Annotated in this window: 15 protein-coding genes and 1 pseudogene; 9 read left to right on the top strand and 7 right to left on the bottom strand. The window is 70.8% G+C overall.

Features of this window, described 5'->3' with window-relative positions; all coding sequences use genetic code 11:
• Positions 1-362: 362 nt before the first annotated feature.
• From ACZ6S4_RS06725 to ACZ6S4_RS06705, 5 genes are read left to right on the top strand one after another with little or no spacing between them, the layout of a single operon-like run.
• On the top strand, positions 363-1,619 hold the full coding sequence (locus ACZ6S4_RS06725; RefSeq protein ID WP_360543001.1) for a glycosyltransferase: 1,257 nt from the start codon (positions 363-365) through the stop codon (positions 1,617-1,619).
• Positions 1,616-3,187 carry an ArnT family glycosyltransferase gene (locus ACZ6S4_RS06720; protein WP_465473946.1) on the top strand — a complete coding sequence of 524 codons (1,572 nt, stop codon included), beginning with the start codon at positions 1,616-1,618 and terminating at the stop codon, positions 3,185-3,187. Before ACZ6S4_RS06725 ends, ACZ6S4_RS06720 begins: the two co-directional genes overlap by 4 nt.
• On the top strand, positions 3,184-4,374 hold the full coding sequence (locus ACZ6S4_RS06715) for a glycosyltransferase (RefSeq protein ID WP_465473945.1): 1,191 nt from the start codon (positions 3,184-3,186) through the stop codon (positions 4,372-4,374). Before ACZ6S4_RS06720 ends, ACZ6S4_RS06715 begins: the two co-directional genes overlap by 4 nt.
• Positions 4,371-6,464 carry a galactose oxidase-like domain-containing protein gene (locus ACZ6S4_RS06710; protein WP_465473944.1) on the top strand — a complete coding sequence of 698 codons (2,094 nt, stop codon included), beginning with the start codon at positions 4,371-4,373 and terminating at the stop codon, positions 6,462-6,464. Before ACZ6S4_RS06715 ends, ACZ6S4_RS06710 begins: the two co-directional genes overlap by 4 nt.
• Positions 6,461-6,997 carry a hypothetical protein gene (locus ACZ6S4_RS06705; protein WP_465473943.1) on the top strand — a complete coding sequence of 179 codons (537 nt, stop codon included), beginning with the start codon at positions 6,461-6,463 and terminating at the stop codon, positions 6,995-6,997. Before ACZ6S4_RS06710 ends, ACZ6S4_RS06705 begins: the two co-directional genes overlap by 4 nt.
• 94 nt (positions 6,998-7,091) lie before the next feature.
• On the opposite strand, the gene ACZ6S4_RS06700 is transcribed toward ACZ6S4_RS06705, so the two are convergent.
• The 5 genes and pseudogenes from ACZ6S4_RS06700 to ACZ6S4_RS06680 all read right to left on the bottom strand — a co-directional run bounded on the left by ACZ6S4_RS06700 (position 7,092) and on the right by ACZ6S4_RS06680 (position 7,983).
• A complete protein-coding gene (locus ACZ6S4_RS06700; RefSeq protein WP_465473942.1) occupies positions 7,092-7,283 on the bottom strand; it encodes an FAD-dependent oxidoreductase in 192 nt (63 codons plus the stop codon).
• A 99-nt stretch (positions 7,284-7,382) separates the two neighbouring features.
• Positions 7,383-7,589 carry a hypothetical protein gene (locus tag ACZ6S4_RS06695; protein WP_465473941.1) on the bottom strand — a complete coding sequence of 69 codons (207 nt, stop codon included), beginning with the start codon at positions 7,587-7,589 and terminating at the stop codon, positions 7,383-7,385.
• Positions 7,590-7,594: 5 nt separating this feature from the next.
• Complete coding sequence (locus ACZ6S4_RS06690) at positions 7,595-7,738, bottom strand: hypothetical protein (RefSeq protein ID WP_465474155.1); 144 nt, start codon at positions 7,736-7,738, stop codon at positions 7,595-7,597.
• Positions 7,739-7,804 (bottom strand): annotated as a pseudogene (locus tag ACZ6S4_RS06685) (hypothetical protein); the annotation flags it as partial.
• Between the two features lie 8 nt (positions 7,805-7,812).
• On the bottom strand, positions 7,813-7,983 hold the full coding sequence (locus ACZ6S4_RS06680; RefSeq protein ID WP_465474154.1) for a hypothetical protein: 171 nt from the start codon (positions 7,981-7,983) through the stop codon (positions 7,813-7,815).
• 140 nt (positions 7,984-8,123) lie between these two features.
• Here ACZ6S4_RS06680 and ACZ6S4_RS06675 point away from each other — a divergent pair, with 140 nt between their 5' ends.
• From ACZ6S4_RS06675 to ACZ6S4_RS06665, 3 genes are all read left to right on the top strand, one after another.
• The gene (locus tag ACZ6S4_RS06675) at positions 8,124-9,233 is read left to right on the top strand and encodes a hypothetical protein (protein ID WP_465473940.1); all 1,110 of its coding nucleotides are present in this window, start codon (positions 8,124-8,126) and stop codon (positions 9,231-9,233) included.
• Between the two features lie 43 nt (positions 9,234-9,276).
• On the top strand, positions 9,277-11,118 hold the full coding sequence (locus ACZ6S4_RS06670) for a Xaa-Pro dipeptidyl-peptidase (RefSeq protein ID WP_465473939.1): 1,842 nt from the start codon (positions 9,277-9,279) through the stop codon (positions 11,116-11,118).
• Positions 11,119-11,244: 126 nt separating this feature from the next.
• Complete coding sequence (locus tag ACZ6S4_RS06665) at positions 11,245-12,435, top strand: serine hydrolase domain-containing protein (protein ID WP_465473938.1); 1,191 nt, start codon at positions 11,245-11,247, stop codon at positions 12,433-12,435.
• Here the strand turns inward: ACZ6S4_RS06665 and ACZ6S4_RS06660 are convergent.
• A complete protein-coding gene (locus ACZ6S4_RS06660; RefSeq protein WP_465473937.1) occupies positions 12,415-13,446 on the bottom strand; it encodes a DUF6461 domain-containing protein in 1,032 nt (343 codons plus the stop codon). The genes ACZ6S4_RS06665 and ACZ6S4_RS06660 overlap by 21 nt on opposite strands.
• Before the next feature lie 43 nt (positions 13,447-13,489).
• Here ACZ6S4_RS06660 and ACZ6S4_RS06655 point away from each other — a divergent pair, with 43 nt between their 5' ends.
• The gene (locus tag ACZ6S4_RS06655; RefSeq protein ID WP_465473936.1) at positions 13,490-13,825 is read left to right on the top strand and encodes a TraR/DksA family transcriptional regulator; all 336 of its coding nucleotides are present in this window, start codon (positions 13,490-13,492) and stop codon (positions 13,823-13,825) included.
• On the opposite strand, the gene ACZ6S4_RS06650 is transcribed toward ACZ6S4_RS06655, so the two are convergent.
• Positions 13,819-15,444: a methyl-accepting chemotaxis protein gene (locus ACZ6S4_RS06650; protein ID WP_465473935.1), complete on the bottom strand. Its 1,626-nt coding sequence runs from the start codon at positions 15,442-15,444 to the stop codon at positions 13,819-13,821. The two genes, ACZ6S4_RS06655 and ACZ6S4_RS06650, sit on opposite strands and share 7 nt — an antisense overlap.
• Positions 15,445-15,534 lie beyond the last annotated feature (90 nt).

Genomic DNA, 15,534 nt, shown 5'->3' with positions numbered 1-15,534 from the left:
GCAGTCCAGGAAACGGCCCACCCCGCTCGCCCGTTCGGTGGAGACGTGTAGTACCTTCGTCCTTCCGGCAGCGACGGACGTCTCCGCACGGCTGCTGTCGAGGGCCGATTCGGCTGATACCCTCGCGTATCCCGTCATGTCAGATCCCGGCTTGAAATCAGCACCGTGATCATGCCATTCCCGGGTCATTAATGAAGGCGATGTTTCGCGCACCCGCCATTTTCGGCAACGATCCGGATGCGGCTGTGAAAAAACTGTCCGGTGACTTGAAATCACCTTGGTGCCGCGGGCTATTGTTTGCCCGCTGGTGGGGGTGGGGCCCACCACATTCCGAAAGGCAACGGGTTTTGGCTGCCGCCGTCATGATTGTGGTTTCGTTGGTGCTCGCGGGCTTCGCCGCGGTGACTCTCTGGTGGACGATGCACGCCTGGCGTACGCCGGAGACGCTCGCATCGACCCGGTTCGCCGCGCCGGACGGGGAACACCGGCTGACGTTCAGCCTGCTGGTGCCCGCGCGGCACGAGCAGGCCGTGCTGGAGCACACCGTCCAGCGCCTGCTCGAGTCCACACACGAAGGCTTCGAGATCATCGTGATCGTCGGCCACGACGACCCGGAGACCGCCGAGGTGGCCCACCGGGTGGCCGCCACCGCGCCCGGGCGCATCCTCGTGGTGACCGACACCAACGAGCAGAAGAACAAGCCGCGCGCGCTCAACACCGCGCTGCCGTACTGCCGCGGCGACGTGGTCGGGGTCTTCGACGCCGAGGACCAGGTGCACCCGCAGCTGCTGGAGCACGTGGACCACGCGTTCCGGTCCACCGACGCCGACGTGGTGCAGGGCGGCGTTCAGCTGATCAACTTCCACTCCAGCTGGTACAGCCTGCACAACTGCCTGGAGTACTTCTTCTGGTTCCGCAGCCGGCTGCACCTGCACGCCCGCAAGGGCTTCATCCCGCTCGGCGGCAACACCGTCTTCGTCCGCACCGACGTGCTGCGCGCGGCCAACGGCTGGGACGGCACCTGCCTCGCCGAGGACTGCGACCTGGGTGTGCGGCTGTCCAGCCGGGGCGCCAAGGTCGTGGTCGCGTACGACTCGGCGATCGTGACCAAGGAGGAGACCCCGGGCACCCTGACGTCGCTGCTCAAGCAGCGCACCCGGTGGAACCAGGGCTTCCTGCAGGTCTACCGCAAGGGCGAGTGGCGGCGGCTGCCGGAGTTCGGCCAGCGGATGCTCGCGCGCTACACCCTCACCCAGCCGTTCCTGCAGGCCTTCTCGGGCATCGTCATCCCGATCGGCATCGCCATCGCGATCTGGGCCCAGCTGCCGGTCTTCGTCGCGCTGATCACCTTCGTGCCGGTCATCCCGATGGCCGCCAACCTCGTCTTCCAGACGGTCGGCCTGCGCGACTTCGGTCTCCAGTACGGCCTGCGCACCCGCTGGCACCACTACGCCCGGCTGATCCTCGGCGCCTTCCCGTACGCGCTGGTGCTCGCGGTGGCGGCACTGCGGGCGGTCTGGCGTGAGTACACCGGCAAGCGCAACTGGGAACTGACCGCGCACACCGGTGCGCACCTGACCAAGCAGCCCGTCAAGGCCGAGAGTGGTGTCGCCGCATGAGCATCGCCGAAGCGCCGACCCAGGTCATCATCCTGCCCGACGTACCGGTGCAGCCGGCGCCCAAGCCCGCGCCGGTCCGGCGCTCGCGCACCGACCTGTACGTGGTCGGCGGGCTGGCGGCCGTGGTCCTGTTCTTCATGGCCTGGAACATCACCGGCTTCCCGACCGCCACCGACGACGAGGGCACCTACCTCGCCCAGGCGTGGGCGGTGCAGAACGGCCAGGGCCTGGCCCACTACACCTACTGGTACGACCACCCGCCGCTGGCCTGGATCCAGCTCGCCGGGCTGGCCTGGCTGCCGGCCCTGCTCTTCCCGGACCTGATCGCCGTGGCCGCCGGCCGGATCGCCATGCTGCCGGTCGTCGCGGCCAGCCTGGTGCTGGTCTACGTGATCAGCCGGCGGCTGGACTTCTCCCGCTGGGCTGCCGCGCTCGCGCTGCTCACCTTCGGGCTGTCGCCGCTGTCCATCACCATGAACCGGCAGATCTACCTGGACAGCTTCGCCGTCGCCTGGATGCTCGCCGCGCTGGCCCTGGCCCTGTCGCCGCGCAAGCACCTGTGGCACTACGCGGCCGCCGGAGCCGCGACCGCGGTGTCGGTGCTGTCCAAGGAGACGATGCTGCTCACCGCCCCGGCGGTGCTGGTGGCGATGTGGCAGAACGCCGCCAAGACGTCCACCCGGCCGTGGGCCTTCGGCGGCTACACCAGCGGCATCGTGCTGGTCGGCGTCTTCTACCCGCTCTACGCCCTGCTGCGCGGTGAGCTGTTCCCGGGCGAGGGGCACGTGTCGCTCATCGGCGCCTGGCAGTTCCAGCTCATGTCGCGGTCGGGCTCGGGCACGGTTTTCGACGAGGGTTCCGGCTCGCACTCGCTGATCACCTCGTGGCTCTACTACGACACGGTGATCCTGGCCGCCGGGCTCGTGGCCACGGTGATCGCGCTGGCCGTCCGGCGGCTGCGGGCGCCCGCGATCGCCGCGACCATCCTGGCGCTGGTCGCCCTGCGCCCCGGCGGCTACCTGCCGGCCATGTACGTGGTGCAGATCCTGCCCTTCTTCGCCATCGTCATCGCCGGCGTGACCGACGAGGGCGTACGGCTGCTCAAGCCACAGCGGTCCTGGTGGCGCTGGGCGATCCTCGGCGTGGCGGCGGTGACGGCCCTGACCCTGGTGCTGCCCCGCTGGTACGACGGCAACCGCCGCGCCCTGACCACCGACGACAACGCCCAGTACGTGGCCGCGGCGACCTACCTGCGCAACGACCTGCCGGACCCGGAGCGGGCCACCATCGTGGTCGACGACGTGCTCTGGATCGACTGCGTGGACGCCGGTTTCCAGCGCGAGAAGGTCATCTGGTTCTACAAGCTCGACCTCGACACCGCGGTCGCCGAGACGCTGCCCGACGGCTGGCGCGACGTCGACTACATCGTGTCCACCCCGGCCCTGCGCCAGGACCCCGGCTCCCTGCCCACGGTGACCAAGCTGCTCACGAACTCCACGCCGATCGCGACGTTCGGTCCCGAGGACGGACGCATCGAGATCCGCCGGATCGACAAGGAGAAGCCATGACACTCACTGCCGGAGGACGTTCGACGGGCCGGGTCCGGATGATGCCGGGCGCGATCGGCGAGGTGCAGGTGGCGACGACGCTGCGGCAGACCGTCGTCATCCCCACCTTCAACGAGCGGGACAACATCGCGGCCCTGCTGGAACGGCTCGTCGCGGTGCTGCCGGAGAGCGACACCGAGATCGTCTTCGTGGACGACAGCACGGACGACACCCCCGACGTGATCCGGGCTGCCGCGCAGACCTGCCCGATCCCGGTCACGGTGCACCACCGCGAGCACAGCACCGGCGGTCTCGGCGGCGCGGTCGTCGAGGGCATGCGGCTGGCCCGGGGCGCCTGGATCGTGGTCATGGACGCCGATCTGCAGCACCCGCCGGAGATCGTGCCGGACCTGATCGCGGCGGGCCTGCGCGACGGCGCCGACCTGGTGATCGGCACCCGGTACGCGGGCGGCGGCACCACCGACGGCCTCTCCGACGGCTACCGCAAGTTCATCTCGGGCGGGTCCACCTTCGCCACCAAGATGATCTTCCGGAACTCGCTGCTGCAGGTGAGCGACCCGATGAGCGGGCTGTTCGCGGTGCGTACCAGCTCGCTGCAGGTCGACGAGCTGCGCCCGCTGGGCTACAAGGTGCTGCTGGAGCTGGTGGTCCGCAACCGGCCCGGCCGCATCGTCGAGGTGCCGTACACGTTCCAGCAGCGGCACGCGGGCGAGTCCAAGTCGACGATGGCCGAGGGTGTGCGCTTCCTCAAGCACCTGGCCATCCTGCGCTTCGGCGCGGAACGCACCCGGATGCTGGCCTTCGCCCTGATCGGGGTGTCCGGCCTGCTGCCCAACCAGCTCGCGCTGTGGTTCCTGGCCCACGTGGCCGGGGTGCACTACCTGGCGGCTGCCGTGCTGGCCAACATGATCGCGGTCGGTTGGAACTTCGCCCTGACCGACACCCTGCTCTACCGCAACCGCAGGCACCGCAGCCTGGCGAGCCGGCTCTCCCGTTTCTTCCTGATGGGCAACGCCGACCTGCTGCTGCGGATCCCGCTGCTGGCCCTGCTCGTCGACGGTGTGCACGTCGGCGTGCTGGTGGCCAACCTGATGACGCTCGTGACGTCCTTCGTCGTGCGCTTCCTCATCCTCGACAAGGTCATCTACCGGGCCAAGCCCAGGGCCACCGCTTTGGAGAACGCATGAACCGTCGTCCCCTGCCCCTGCTGAGCCGGCGTGACCGGGTCCGGATAGCCCAGGTCCTCATCGTGACGCTGGTGCTCGTGCTGGCCGTGCCCGGCAAGTCCTTCGCGGGTGCCAACCTGCTGAGCAACCCCGGCCTGGAGGTCGTCGACTCCACCGGCTTCCCGGTCTGCTGGGAGCAGTCCGGCTGGGGCGACAGCACCCACACGTACGAGGTGACCCACACCGCCCCGCACAGCGGGAAGAACGCCATGAAGGTCACCGTCTCGGCCATCACCAGCGGCGACCGCAAGGCGCTGATGCTGGAGAACCCGTCCTGCGCGCCGAACGTCACGCCGGGCCACCAGTACGACGTCTCCGCCTGGTACAAGACCACCACGCCGAACACGGTCATGACGATGTTCCGGCACGACGTGGCCCAGGGCTGGGTCTACTGGACCGACCTCGCCACCCTGACCACCAGCACCACCTGGAAGCAGAAGACGGTCCGTACCCCGCCGGTTCCCGCCAACACCGACCAGGTGGTCTGGGGCGTCACCATCTATGGCGTCGGCACGCTGCAGACCGACGACTACGCGATGGTGGACGCCACCCAGGCCGCGCCCGGCACCTCGTGCAGCGCGGGTCCCGCCTGCACGGCCGGCGCCTGGCAGGTCATGCCGTTCAACTCGCCGGTCCGCGGCATCCACGCCGTGGTGCTCAAGAACGGCAACGTGCTGCTGGTGGCCGGCTCCGGCAACGACCCGGCCGCCTTCGCCGCCGGCACCTTCAAGACCGCGGTCTACAACCCGCGCACCGGCACGTTCGCCAACGTGGCCACACCGGCCGACCTGTTCTGCGCCGGCCACGTCCAGCTGGCCGACGGCCGGGTGCTGATCATGGGCGGCAACAAGGACTACCCGGCCGCCGACGGCAGCCACGGCTACAAGGGCCTGAAGGACTCCTACATCTTCGACCCGGACACCATGGCGTACACCAGGGTCAACGACATGACGGCCGGGTCCTGGTACCCGTCGGCCACGGTCCTGGGCAACGGCGACGTCATCTCGCTCGGTGGTCTCGGCGAGGACTCCGGCGGCACCGTCGCGACGCAGTACTTCAAGAACAGCGAGCAGCGCTGGCTCGGGCTCAACGAGGCCAACCAGACCTGGAGCTTCTGGGGCCTGTACCCGTCGATGGTGCTGATGCAGGACGGCCGGCTGTTCTACACCGGCAGCCACGTCTTCGGCAACGGCCTGCCCGGCACCGGCTCCTCGATCTACGACTACAACGCCAACACCATCACCCCCGTCACCGGCCTGCAGAACAAGGACGAGCGGGACCAGTCGATGAGCGTGCTGCTGCCGCCGGCCCAGGACCAGCGGGTGCTGACCATCGGCGGCGGCAACATCGACAGCAACCCGGACGCCAACCGGCTCACCGACCTGATCGACCTCAAGCAGGCCACCCCGGTCTACAAGCCCGGTCCGCTGCTGCCCAGCGGCAAGCTGACCGGCGGGGTCGCGCAGACGGCCGCGCAGGGCAAGATGTACGTCTCCGCGGTGCTGCTGCCCGACGGCAAGGTCTTCGAGACCGGCGGCGCGCTGCACAACCGGGCCGACCCGGTGTACGAGGCGTCGATGTTCAACCCGGCCACCAACACCTTCACCCCGAACATGGCCGTCGACCCGGTGCCGCGTGGCTACCACTCCTCGGCGTTCCTGCTGCCGGACGGGCGCGTGATGTCCGTCGGTGACAACCCCGGCGACGGCACGTTCGACATGCGCATCTCGGTCTACTCCCCGCCGTACCTGTTCAAGGGCGGGCGCCCGCAGATCCTGAGCATGGCCGGGGCGCAGTGGCCGTACGGCACCACCAAGCAGATCACCGTGGACGGCCCGATCCTCAAGGCCTCGCTGATCCGCCCGGAGGCCGTGACCCACTCCAGCGACCCCAACCAGCGCTACGTCGACCTGCCGATGACCGTCACCGGCAACACGATCGGCCTCAACCTGACGAGCAACCCCAACCTGGCCCCGCCCGGCTGGTACATGCTCTACGTGGTCGGCACCAACGGCGTCCCGTCGGTCGCCCAGTGGGTGCAGGTCAAGTGAGCCGCGTCCGCCGTAGCGTGCTGGCGCTGGCCGTGCTCGCCGTGCTGGGCGTCGTGGCCGCCGGGATCTGGCTGGTCGCGGCCCCGGGGGAGCGCGATGCTGCCCCGGTGGCCGCGCCGGCCCCCCGGCCGACCGACAGCAGCTGGCCCGGCCTCGCCGCCGGACCGTCCGTCGCGGCGTCGGTGCCGCCGGCCGCGGACACCCCCGCGGTGCCGGCGTCTCCGGACGCGCCGGCCGGCGGCCCGGCCGAACCGGTGGCCGAGCCGTTCGTGCAGAACTACGCGGGCCAGCCGGGGGTGAAGCCGCTCAAGCCGCTGCCGTCCCCGACCAAGACGCATTACGTACGGCCGAACGTGGACGGCTGCGACCACAACTACGGCGAGGTCACCCAGTGCGTCCCGTGGACGTTCCCGCCGGGCACGACGGACAAGTGCGCCTGGCTGGCCGAGCACGGTTTCAAGAAGCTGAAGGTGGCTGCCGCGGACCGGCAGAAGCTGGACACCGACGGCAACAAGATCGCGTGCGACGACTGACCGGCCGCCATCCGGTCAGCCCGCCATCACCCGGCGGTGCACGGCGGTGACGGCAGCACGGGCCGAGACGAACGACCCGTGCTGCCAAGCCACCTCATGACTGAGCCCGGGCGTTCGCGCCGTGTTGTAGTAGCCGACGATCAGCCCCCGGGTCGGCGTGGAAGCCGTAGATCCGCAGATCGTTCCCCCACCAGCGGCCGCGGTACTCCAGCACCGTGCAGTCGTAGCCGGCCTTGCCCAGCTCGTACGCGGACGCCAGCCCGGCGATGCCCCCACCGAGAACCACGACCTTTTCGGCGCTGCGCCCGGTCAGTGTGAAGCCGGACCAGCGCGGGGCCTGGAAGGGCGGCGCGGGCGTGGACCATCGCTGCCTCCGAGGATCGGGTCACGGCCCGCCCGATTCTGTGACCGTCCGATCCATGTCGATACCAACCCCGGTCAGCGGTCGCGGAGGTTCGAAGAGCGTGAGTTCGAGCAGACCCGGCTCGATGGCCGGCCGGTGCGCGGTCTGGTGCATCCAGTGCAGATAGACGGCATAGCGGTACGGACTCCAGGCGCGGGGCCGGCCCTTCGAGGTGACCAGGAACGGCATCTTCGTCAGCCGATGCACGGCGGTGGCAGCCGGTGGTCCAGGATGAGGGCGCCCGGGGTGGTGAAGTAGAGGAACTCGGTGAAGAACGCCGGGCCGTACCCGCGCTGGCCGCTGCCCCAGACGAAGCTCGCGGTGAAGACATCGACCACCGATCCCCGGGCCGCGATGTCGAAGACCTCGCCGCGGGAGATCTTCCCTGCCTGGGCGACGGTGATGCCGTCGATCAGCCCGGCCCAGTTCGCGGGAGCGAACGGGATCGACTGGCCGCGCCAGCATCGGCGTCCGGGCGTGTCCGCTTGGCGGCGACCTGGGCAGCCAGCTGCCGCAGATCGGCTTCGCTCAGAGCGTGGTCGGCGGCCTCGCGGCGGGCTTCCTGATCGTGTTCGTAGGTCACCCGGGAACTCTGGCATCCCGGCGTGCGGTCCGGCACGAGGCGGTTCGGCCCGAAGATCGTGGCGGTTCACTACCGTGTCGAACCGATACACCGGGGTGACGAGCCGGCCCCCGGTGCCTGACCGAGAATCGGACGTGATCATGAGTACTCTGCAGGACCTCCGCGAGGCCGTGGGATGGGTGGCACCGCCCACCGAACTGGGGTGGACGGGGATCGAGCAGGCCATCGGTCTGCGCCACCCGGCGGAGTTCCGGGAGCTGTGCTCGCTGTTCCCGCCGGGTGTGTTCCAGAGCTTCCTCAAGGTCCTGCATCCGTCCGCCGAGGCGGATCCGGCCGCGTACGCCGCCGAGGTGCGCGGATACGCCGCCCTGCTTCGTGACGACGCCGAGGAGAAGGGTTTCCCGTATCCCCTCTTTCCCGCCCCGGGCGGGGTCGTTCCGTGGGCGACGATCGGATTCGACTACGTCATCTGCTGGCTGCCCGACGGCGACTCGCCGGACGCGTGGCCGGTCGTCGTCTGTGACAGCCGGCTCATCAAATGGCAGGTGACCGGCTTGAGCACCGCTGAGTTCATGCGTGCGATCACCACGGTCCCGTCCGAGGTGCCGATGCTGGCCTATGTCGCCGAGGCTCGCCAGCCACCGACGTTCGTCGCGTTCAAGCCCGCCGGTGACCCGTCCTCCCACGCTCCCGCCACCCGGGCGCGGCCGCGCGCCGGCTATTGGCTGGAGGGTGAGGTGCGCACCCCGCTGGCCGAGCCGGTGAACGCCGTCGCCGATCTCGCCGCGCTCATCGAGCCGGGGGCGAGGTCCACCGTCGACTGGGACGCCGTGGATGCTCGGCTCGGGAAAACAACACCGCCGGACTTCTTCCGTCTGATCGACACGCTGGGCGCGGTGTCGGTCGGGCCGGCGACGGTGTCCGCGCCGGACGGCTCCGCCACCGGCTTCTTCGCGCAGCTGAAGCAGCTCGGCGACCGGGTGGCCGAGCTACGCGCCGCCGGTGGCGGACCGATCGGCACCATCCATCCCGAGTCCGGCGGCTTGATCACCTGGGGCCGGCTGCGTGGCGGCGGCTACCTGTGCTGGCTGCCGGCATCCGGCACACCGAAGGAATGGCCGGTCGTGGTCCTCGACGAGAGTCTGCGTTTCTCGGTCACCTACCACATGTCCACGTCGCGTTTCCTGCTTGAACTGGCGACGCGTCCGGAACGGGTCGCGCTCCCCCCACACATCGATCAAAGGCGATAAGGTCGGTCCGGTATCTGGTTCCGAGTGCCGGAGGCGTGCGTCGATGCGATCCGTCCGATTCCTGGTGCGTGCCCTGGCCGCCGGCACCGCCCTGCTCACGGTGGTCGCCGGTGCCTCGGTCGCGCAGGCCGCGCCCGTCGTCGGCACCGAGCCGATCTACGACTACACCCAGGCCGTACGCGAGCGGGTGTGGGTGCAGACCACGGTGGACAGTGACGCCGACGGGCAGCCCGACCGGGTCGCCGTACGGATCATCCGGCCGCGGACCGAGCGCCGCGTGCCGGTCGTCTTCCAGGCCAGTCCGTACTACGCCGGGCTCAACGACGTACCGAATCATGACGACATCGACCGGGACGGTGCCGGCGCGCGCCGCAGCGGGGTGACCGGCGCCGACCGGGCGGCCGAGACCGTGACCTTCGCCGGCTACCTGGACAACTACTTCGTGCCCCGCGGTTACGCCGTCGTCTTCGCCGACAGCCTCGGCAGTGGCGGGTCGGACGGGTGCCCCACCTCCGGCGGCCGCAACGAGACACTCGGCATGAAGGCCGTCGTCGACTGGCTCAACGGGCGGGCCGCCGCCTTCGACGAGGCCGGCGCTCCCGTACGGGCCGGCTGGTCGACCGGGCGCACCGGCATGATCGGCGTGTCCTACAACGGCACGCTGCCCAACGCCGTCGCCGCCACCGGGGTGCGGGGGCTGGAGACGATCGTGCCCATCGCCGCCATCTCCAGCTGGTACGACTACTACCGGGCCAACGGTGGGGTCGTGGCTCCGGGCGGCTTCCAGGGTGAGGACACCGACGTGCTGGCCAAGGCGGTGCTCACCCGGGAGCACCCCGAGGTCTGCGCCGATGTCATGGCCGCCATCGAACGTGACCAGGACCGGGTCACCGGCGACTACAACCGTTTCTGGGCCGAGCGTGACTACCTGCGCGACGTGGACAAGGTGCGCGCCAGTGTGCTGCTGGTGCACGGGTTGCACGACAACAACGTGCGGACCTCGCAGGCCGGGCAGTGGTGGGACGCGCTCGCGAAGCGGCACGTGCCGCGCAAGATCTGGCTGCACCAGGCCGCGCACACCGACCCGTTCAACGTGCGGCGGGCCGAATGGCTCAGCACGCTGCACCGCTGGTTCGACTACTGGCTCTACCGGATCGACACCGGCATCATGCGGGAGCCGATGGCCGACGTCGAGGTCGCGCCGACCGTCTGGCGTACCGCCCGCTCCTGGCCCGTGCCGGGCACCCGGCCGACCGCCATGTTCCCCGGCGTGGGCGGCACGCTGAGCCGCACGCCGTCCGGCTTCGGCACCCGCGAGTCGTTCGTCGACGATCCGGCCCAGACCGCCGAGCAGCTGGCCGACGACGAGTTCGCCACCGACCCGAACAGGCTGGCCTACCTGTCCGAGCCGCTGGCCCGCGAGACCCGGCTCTCCGGCACGCCGAAGGTCACCATCCGGGCCGACGTGGACGGCCCGTCGCCGTACCTCACCGCGCTGCTGGTCGACTACGGTCCCGCCGACCGCTTCGCCGGGCTGCGGTCGCTGCCGGTGCAGGACTGCGTCGGGCCCGGCATCCCGGAGGATCCGGGCTGCTTCAACCGCCGGGAGTACGTGACCACGCGCACCGACTCGGAGATCGTCACCCGGGGCTGGCTCGACGTGCGCAACCGGCTCTCCGCCGCGCGCAGCACGCCGGTGCGCGCCGGCAGGACGTACACCTTCAGCTGGAATCTGCAGACCCAGGACCACGTGTTCGCGGCCGGGCACCGGATCGGCCTCGTGCTGATCTCCACCGAACGCGACCACACGCTGCGCTACCCGGCCGGCACCACGGTCGGCGTCCGACTCGGCGTGTCCCGGGTGGTGCTCCCGCTGTCCCGCTGATCCGGCCCGGGACAGGCCGGGAAAAAGTCATCCGATCGGGCCGAACGATTCGCCGATCCACTCCGTAGTCATGTCCGAGGCGTTACGTAACGCGTACGCACCGTCGATCGGACAGCGGGGGCTGTTATGACCAGTGTCATCGACCAGCATCACCTTCAGCCGAGTTCCTCCTGGTGGGAGCGCCAGGGCGACCTGATCATGCGGCGCCCGTTCAACGAGTGGACCTTCACCCACATGAACTGGCTGCTGCCCACCGAGCGCGTCGCCCGGGGCCCGGTGCACCGGCCGCTGCCGGGCCGGTCCCGCCCGCTCGACGTGACGTACAGCTTCGGCGGCGCCGAGCTGAGTCTGGCCGACCTGCACCGCCGGACCTTCACCACCGCCTTCGTCGTGCTGCACCGCGGCGCGCTCGTGCACGAGTCGTACCCCGGTGCCTTCGCCGGTCCGCGGGCCCGCTTCCAGCTCTTCTCCCTGTCCAAGTCGCTGACCTCGATGCTGGTCGGCATCGCCCTGGCCGACGGCGCGATCGGCGCCCTGACCGACCCGGTGATCGACTACCGGCCCGACTTCGCCGGTACGGCCTACGAGTCCGCCACCCTGGCCGACCTGCTCGCGATGAGCAGCGGCGTCGGCGACATCGAGCAGTGGGACGTGCCCGGCACGGACATCAAGCGCTTCGAGGAGGCCTGCCTGGGCCGCGGCAGCGTCGAGGACGTGCTGCGGTCGGCCCGGCGCTCCGGGGCGCCGGGGCAGCGGTTCAACTACTCCACCCTCGACGCGCAGCTCATCGGCTGGGTGCTCGAGGCCGCCACCGGCAGGTCCCTGGCCCGGTACGCCGCCGACCGCCTGTGGAGCAGGATCGGCGCCGACCGCGACGCCTACTACTGGCTCTCCCGCTCCCGGCCGCGTACGGCGATCGGTGGTGGCTCGTTCAACGCGACCGCGCGGGACGTGGCCCGGCTCGGGCTGCTGATGGCCCACGACGGTGTGCTGGACGGCGAGCAGATCGTCCCCCGCGACTGGGTGGCCCGCAGCGGGGTCCGCGACGTGGCGCACCTGGCGATCGGGGCGCTCGGCCCCAGCGGCTACGACCATTACGGCTACGCCAACCAGTGGTGGACGCTGGACGGTGGGGCCTTCACCGGGCTGGGCGTGCACGGGCAGTACCTGTTCGTCGACCCGGCGGCCGACGTGGTGATCGTCAAGTGCAGTGCCTGGCCGACCGAGGACGACGCGGAGCGGGACAGGGAGACCATCGCCGCGCTGCGCGCGATCACCGCCCGGCTGAGCGGGCGGTCAGCGAGCCTGGTCGCCTAGGGCGGCGAGGACCGCGGTGCGGGCCTGCTCGTCCGCGAGACCGGGCAGGCCCGACGCGTACGGCTTCAGTGCGGCGAGCAGGGCCACGCGGGGGTCCGGGTCCCGCACGCCTCGCAGGGCGGCGAGGAACCAGGGGAGCCCGGAGTCGCGCCCCGCTCGTCGGCCGGCGGCGAGCCAGTCGCGTACCTGCCGGCCCAGCGGGGAGTCCGGTGTCACGGGGTCGGCGGATGCGATGGCCGGCAGGAGGCCGGGGGTGTCCGCGAGGCCCAGGACTGTGGCCTGCCGGCGTACCTCCGCGACCGCGACGGATCGCTGCAGCTGCGGCGGGGCGGCCTCCGCGGCGGTGACCAGCTCCGCGGCGTACGGGGTCCGCCGGCCGGCGCGCAGCAGGTCTCCGGCGGTGGCGGGGGTGACGAACCAGGGCTCCAGCTCGGCCGACATCCGGGCGGCTGACAGTGGCTGGTCCGGGAGCCGGGCGCCGGTGATCCGCTGGGCCAGCACGATCGCCCGGGCCTCGGCGTCCGGCCAGGTGGGCTCGTACTCGTCGGTCGGCGCCCGCAGGCCCAGCGCGTCCATCAGGTGGCGCAGCATGCCCGGGTCGGCGCCCCACACCGTCTCCTCGGCCGGGTAGCCCGGGTCGAAGCCGATGATCGTGGTGCCGTCGACCGCGTAGCCGAAGTGCGCGGCAGCGTCGTCGTGGCGCAGCACCGAGACCGCGGCGCTGCCTCGCGAGGCCGCCTCCAGCAGGCCGTGGTCGGCACCGAGGATCCCGCCGGGCTCGATGACCACCGACCAGGCGCCGAGCTCCAGGGCCACGGCAACCTCGGGGAGCTCGGTTCCGGCGGGCTGCCGCTGCCCGGTCACCTCCGCGGGCATGCGTTCGCGGATGGTGTCCGGACATCCGCCCAGCCGGCGCAGGGCCGTCGCGGCGTCGGCGTCCTTGACGTAGGTCAGGCAGAACGTCGGCCCGAGCTGGTCGCGGAGCACCCGGGCGTGCGCGAGGTCATCCACAGCAGTGCAGCTTAGGCCCGGTCAAGGAACGTATCGTCGGGGGATGGACCGCGACGACACCCTGCGCCACCTGCGGGCCGAGGCCCGGGCCCAGGTGGAGCGGCTCGACCAGGAGCTGCTCGAGCTCTTCGCGGCCTCCCGCAGCTCGAACGCCGACGACGAGCACGACCCGGAGGGCAGCACCATCGCCTTCGAGCGGGCGCAGCTCACCGCCCTGCTCGCCGCGGGCCGGCGCCGCATCGCCGACCTGGACGACGCGCTGGACCGCTCGGCGGCCGGCACCTACGGCGGCTGTGCACGCTGCGGCCGGCCGATCCCGGCCGAGCGGCTCGCCGCCCGGCCGTTCGCCACCACCTGCGTGACCTGCGCGGATCAGTAGCGGAAGGTGGCGACCAGGCTGCTGAGCTCGGTCGACATCCGGGCCATCTCCGCGGTCGCCTGTTGCGTCTCGGAGACGCCCTGACTCGTCAGCCGGGCGGCTTCGGCGACGCCGGTGATGTTCTGGGCGATCTCGCCACTGCCGGTGGCGGCCTCGGCCACGCTGCGGTTCATCTCTGCGGTCGTGGCGGTCTGTTCCTCCACGGCCGAGGCGATGGTCGTCTGGAACTCACTGATCCGCGAGATCACCGCACTGATCTCCTCGATCGCCAGCACCGCACCGCTGGTGTCGGCCTGGATCGCCTGCACCCGCCGGGAGATGTCCTCGGTCGCCCGGGCCGTCTCCTGAGCCAGATCCTTGACCTCCGAGGCCACCACCGCGAAACCCTTACCCATCTCGCCCGCGCGGGCCGCTTCGATGGTGGCGTTGAGGGCGAGCAGGTTGGTCTGCTCGGCGATCGAGGTGATGACCTTGATGACGTTGCCGATCTCGGCCGACGACTCGCCCAGCTTGCCCATCGTGGCCGAGGTCGCCGCGGTGACGCTGACCGCTTCCTCGGCGACGCGGGCGGCCTCGGTGGCGTTCTGGGAGATCTCCCGGATCGACGCACCCATCTCCTCGCTGCCGGCCGACACCGTGTCGACACTGCGAGAGACCTCCTCGGCCGCGGCCGAGACCGCCTGGGCCTGGGTCGAGGTCTCCTCCGCCGAGGCGGCGATCTGCGTCGCTGTGCCGGTCATCTGCTCCGATGCGCTGGCCAGAGAGGCCGCGGAGCCGTCGATCGTGGTCACCGTCCGGCGCAGCCGGTCCACGGCGGCGTCGAGCGCCCGGCCCATCTGGCCCGGCTCGTCACGGGAGGTCAGGCCGGCGGTCCGGGTCAGATCCCCGGCGGCGAGAGCCTCACAGACACCCTTGACCTTGGTCAGTGCCTGCACGATGCGGCGGGCCACCAGCGCGCCCAGAGCCAGGGCGAGCAGCACCCCGACGATCAGCGTGAGGATCGCGGTCGTCCGGCTGGACTCGTAGCCCGACTTCGCCGCGGCGGCGTTGCGGGCCGCGTCGTTGACCTCCGCCTGGTCCAGCGTGCTCACGTCGGCGAGGATCGACATGAGCAACGGCAGAGTCTTGGTGTCGCGCAGCTTGGACCAGGTCACGAAGTCGTTCTTGGCCCCGGTCGGGAGCATCTCCTCCTGCGCGATCTTGGTGTACGCGTTCCACGTCGTCTGCACCTTGGCGATGACCGCGGGGTCCCCGGCCGGCCCGCTCGCCTGGTACGCCGCCATCGCGGTGGAGAACAGGTCCAGATCCTTCATGAACGCCTGGGTGAACTTGGTGACCGAGGCGGCGTCCGGCGACAGGGCCTGGTTGGCGAGGTCGGAGCGGGCCTGCGTCACCGCTGTCCGGAGGTCGCCCACGGCGTTGATGCTGGCCACGTTGCTGGTGTAGATGAGCTGCGCGGAGTGGCTGGCGTCGCTGAGCGAGCGGATGCCGTTGATGCCGACGATCACGGCCACCAGGGCGGCGACGGCCACGGCCGAGAGCACCTTCACGTTGACGCTGAGGTCGGCGAAGGACGGCCGTCCGCGGGCAGGCTGAGTCGGGGCGATCACCGTGGTCATGCCCTCACTATCACCACCGGAGGCCGGTGTGCGGGCCGACTTGGAGATTTTGCCGGGCAGTGGAGGATGCATCCCGTCGCCCGCCGGGGC

This window comes from Actinoplanes sp. NPDC051405 (genome assembly GCF_055586185.1).
Note: the sequence above shows the minus strand (reverse complement) of the source record. Positions and strands in the feature narration are given on the sequence as shown.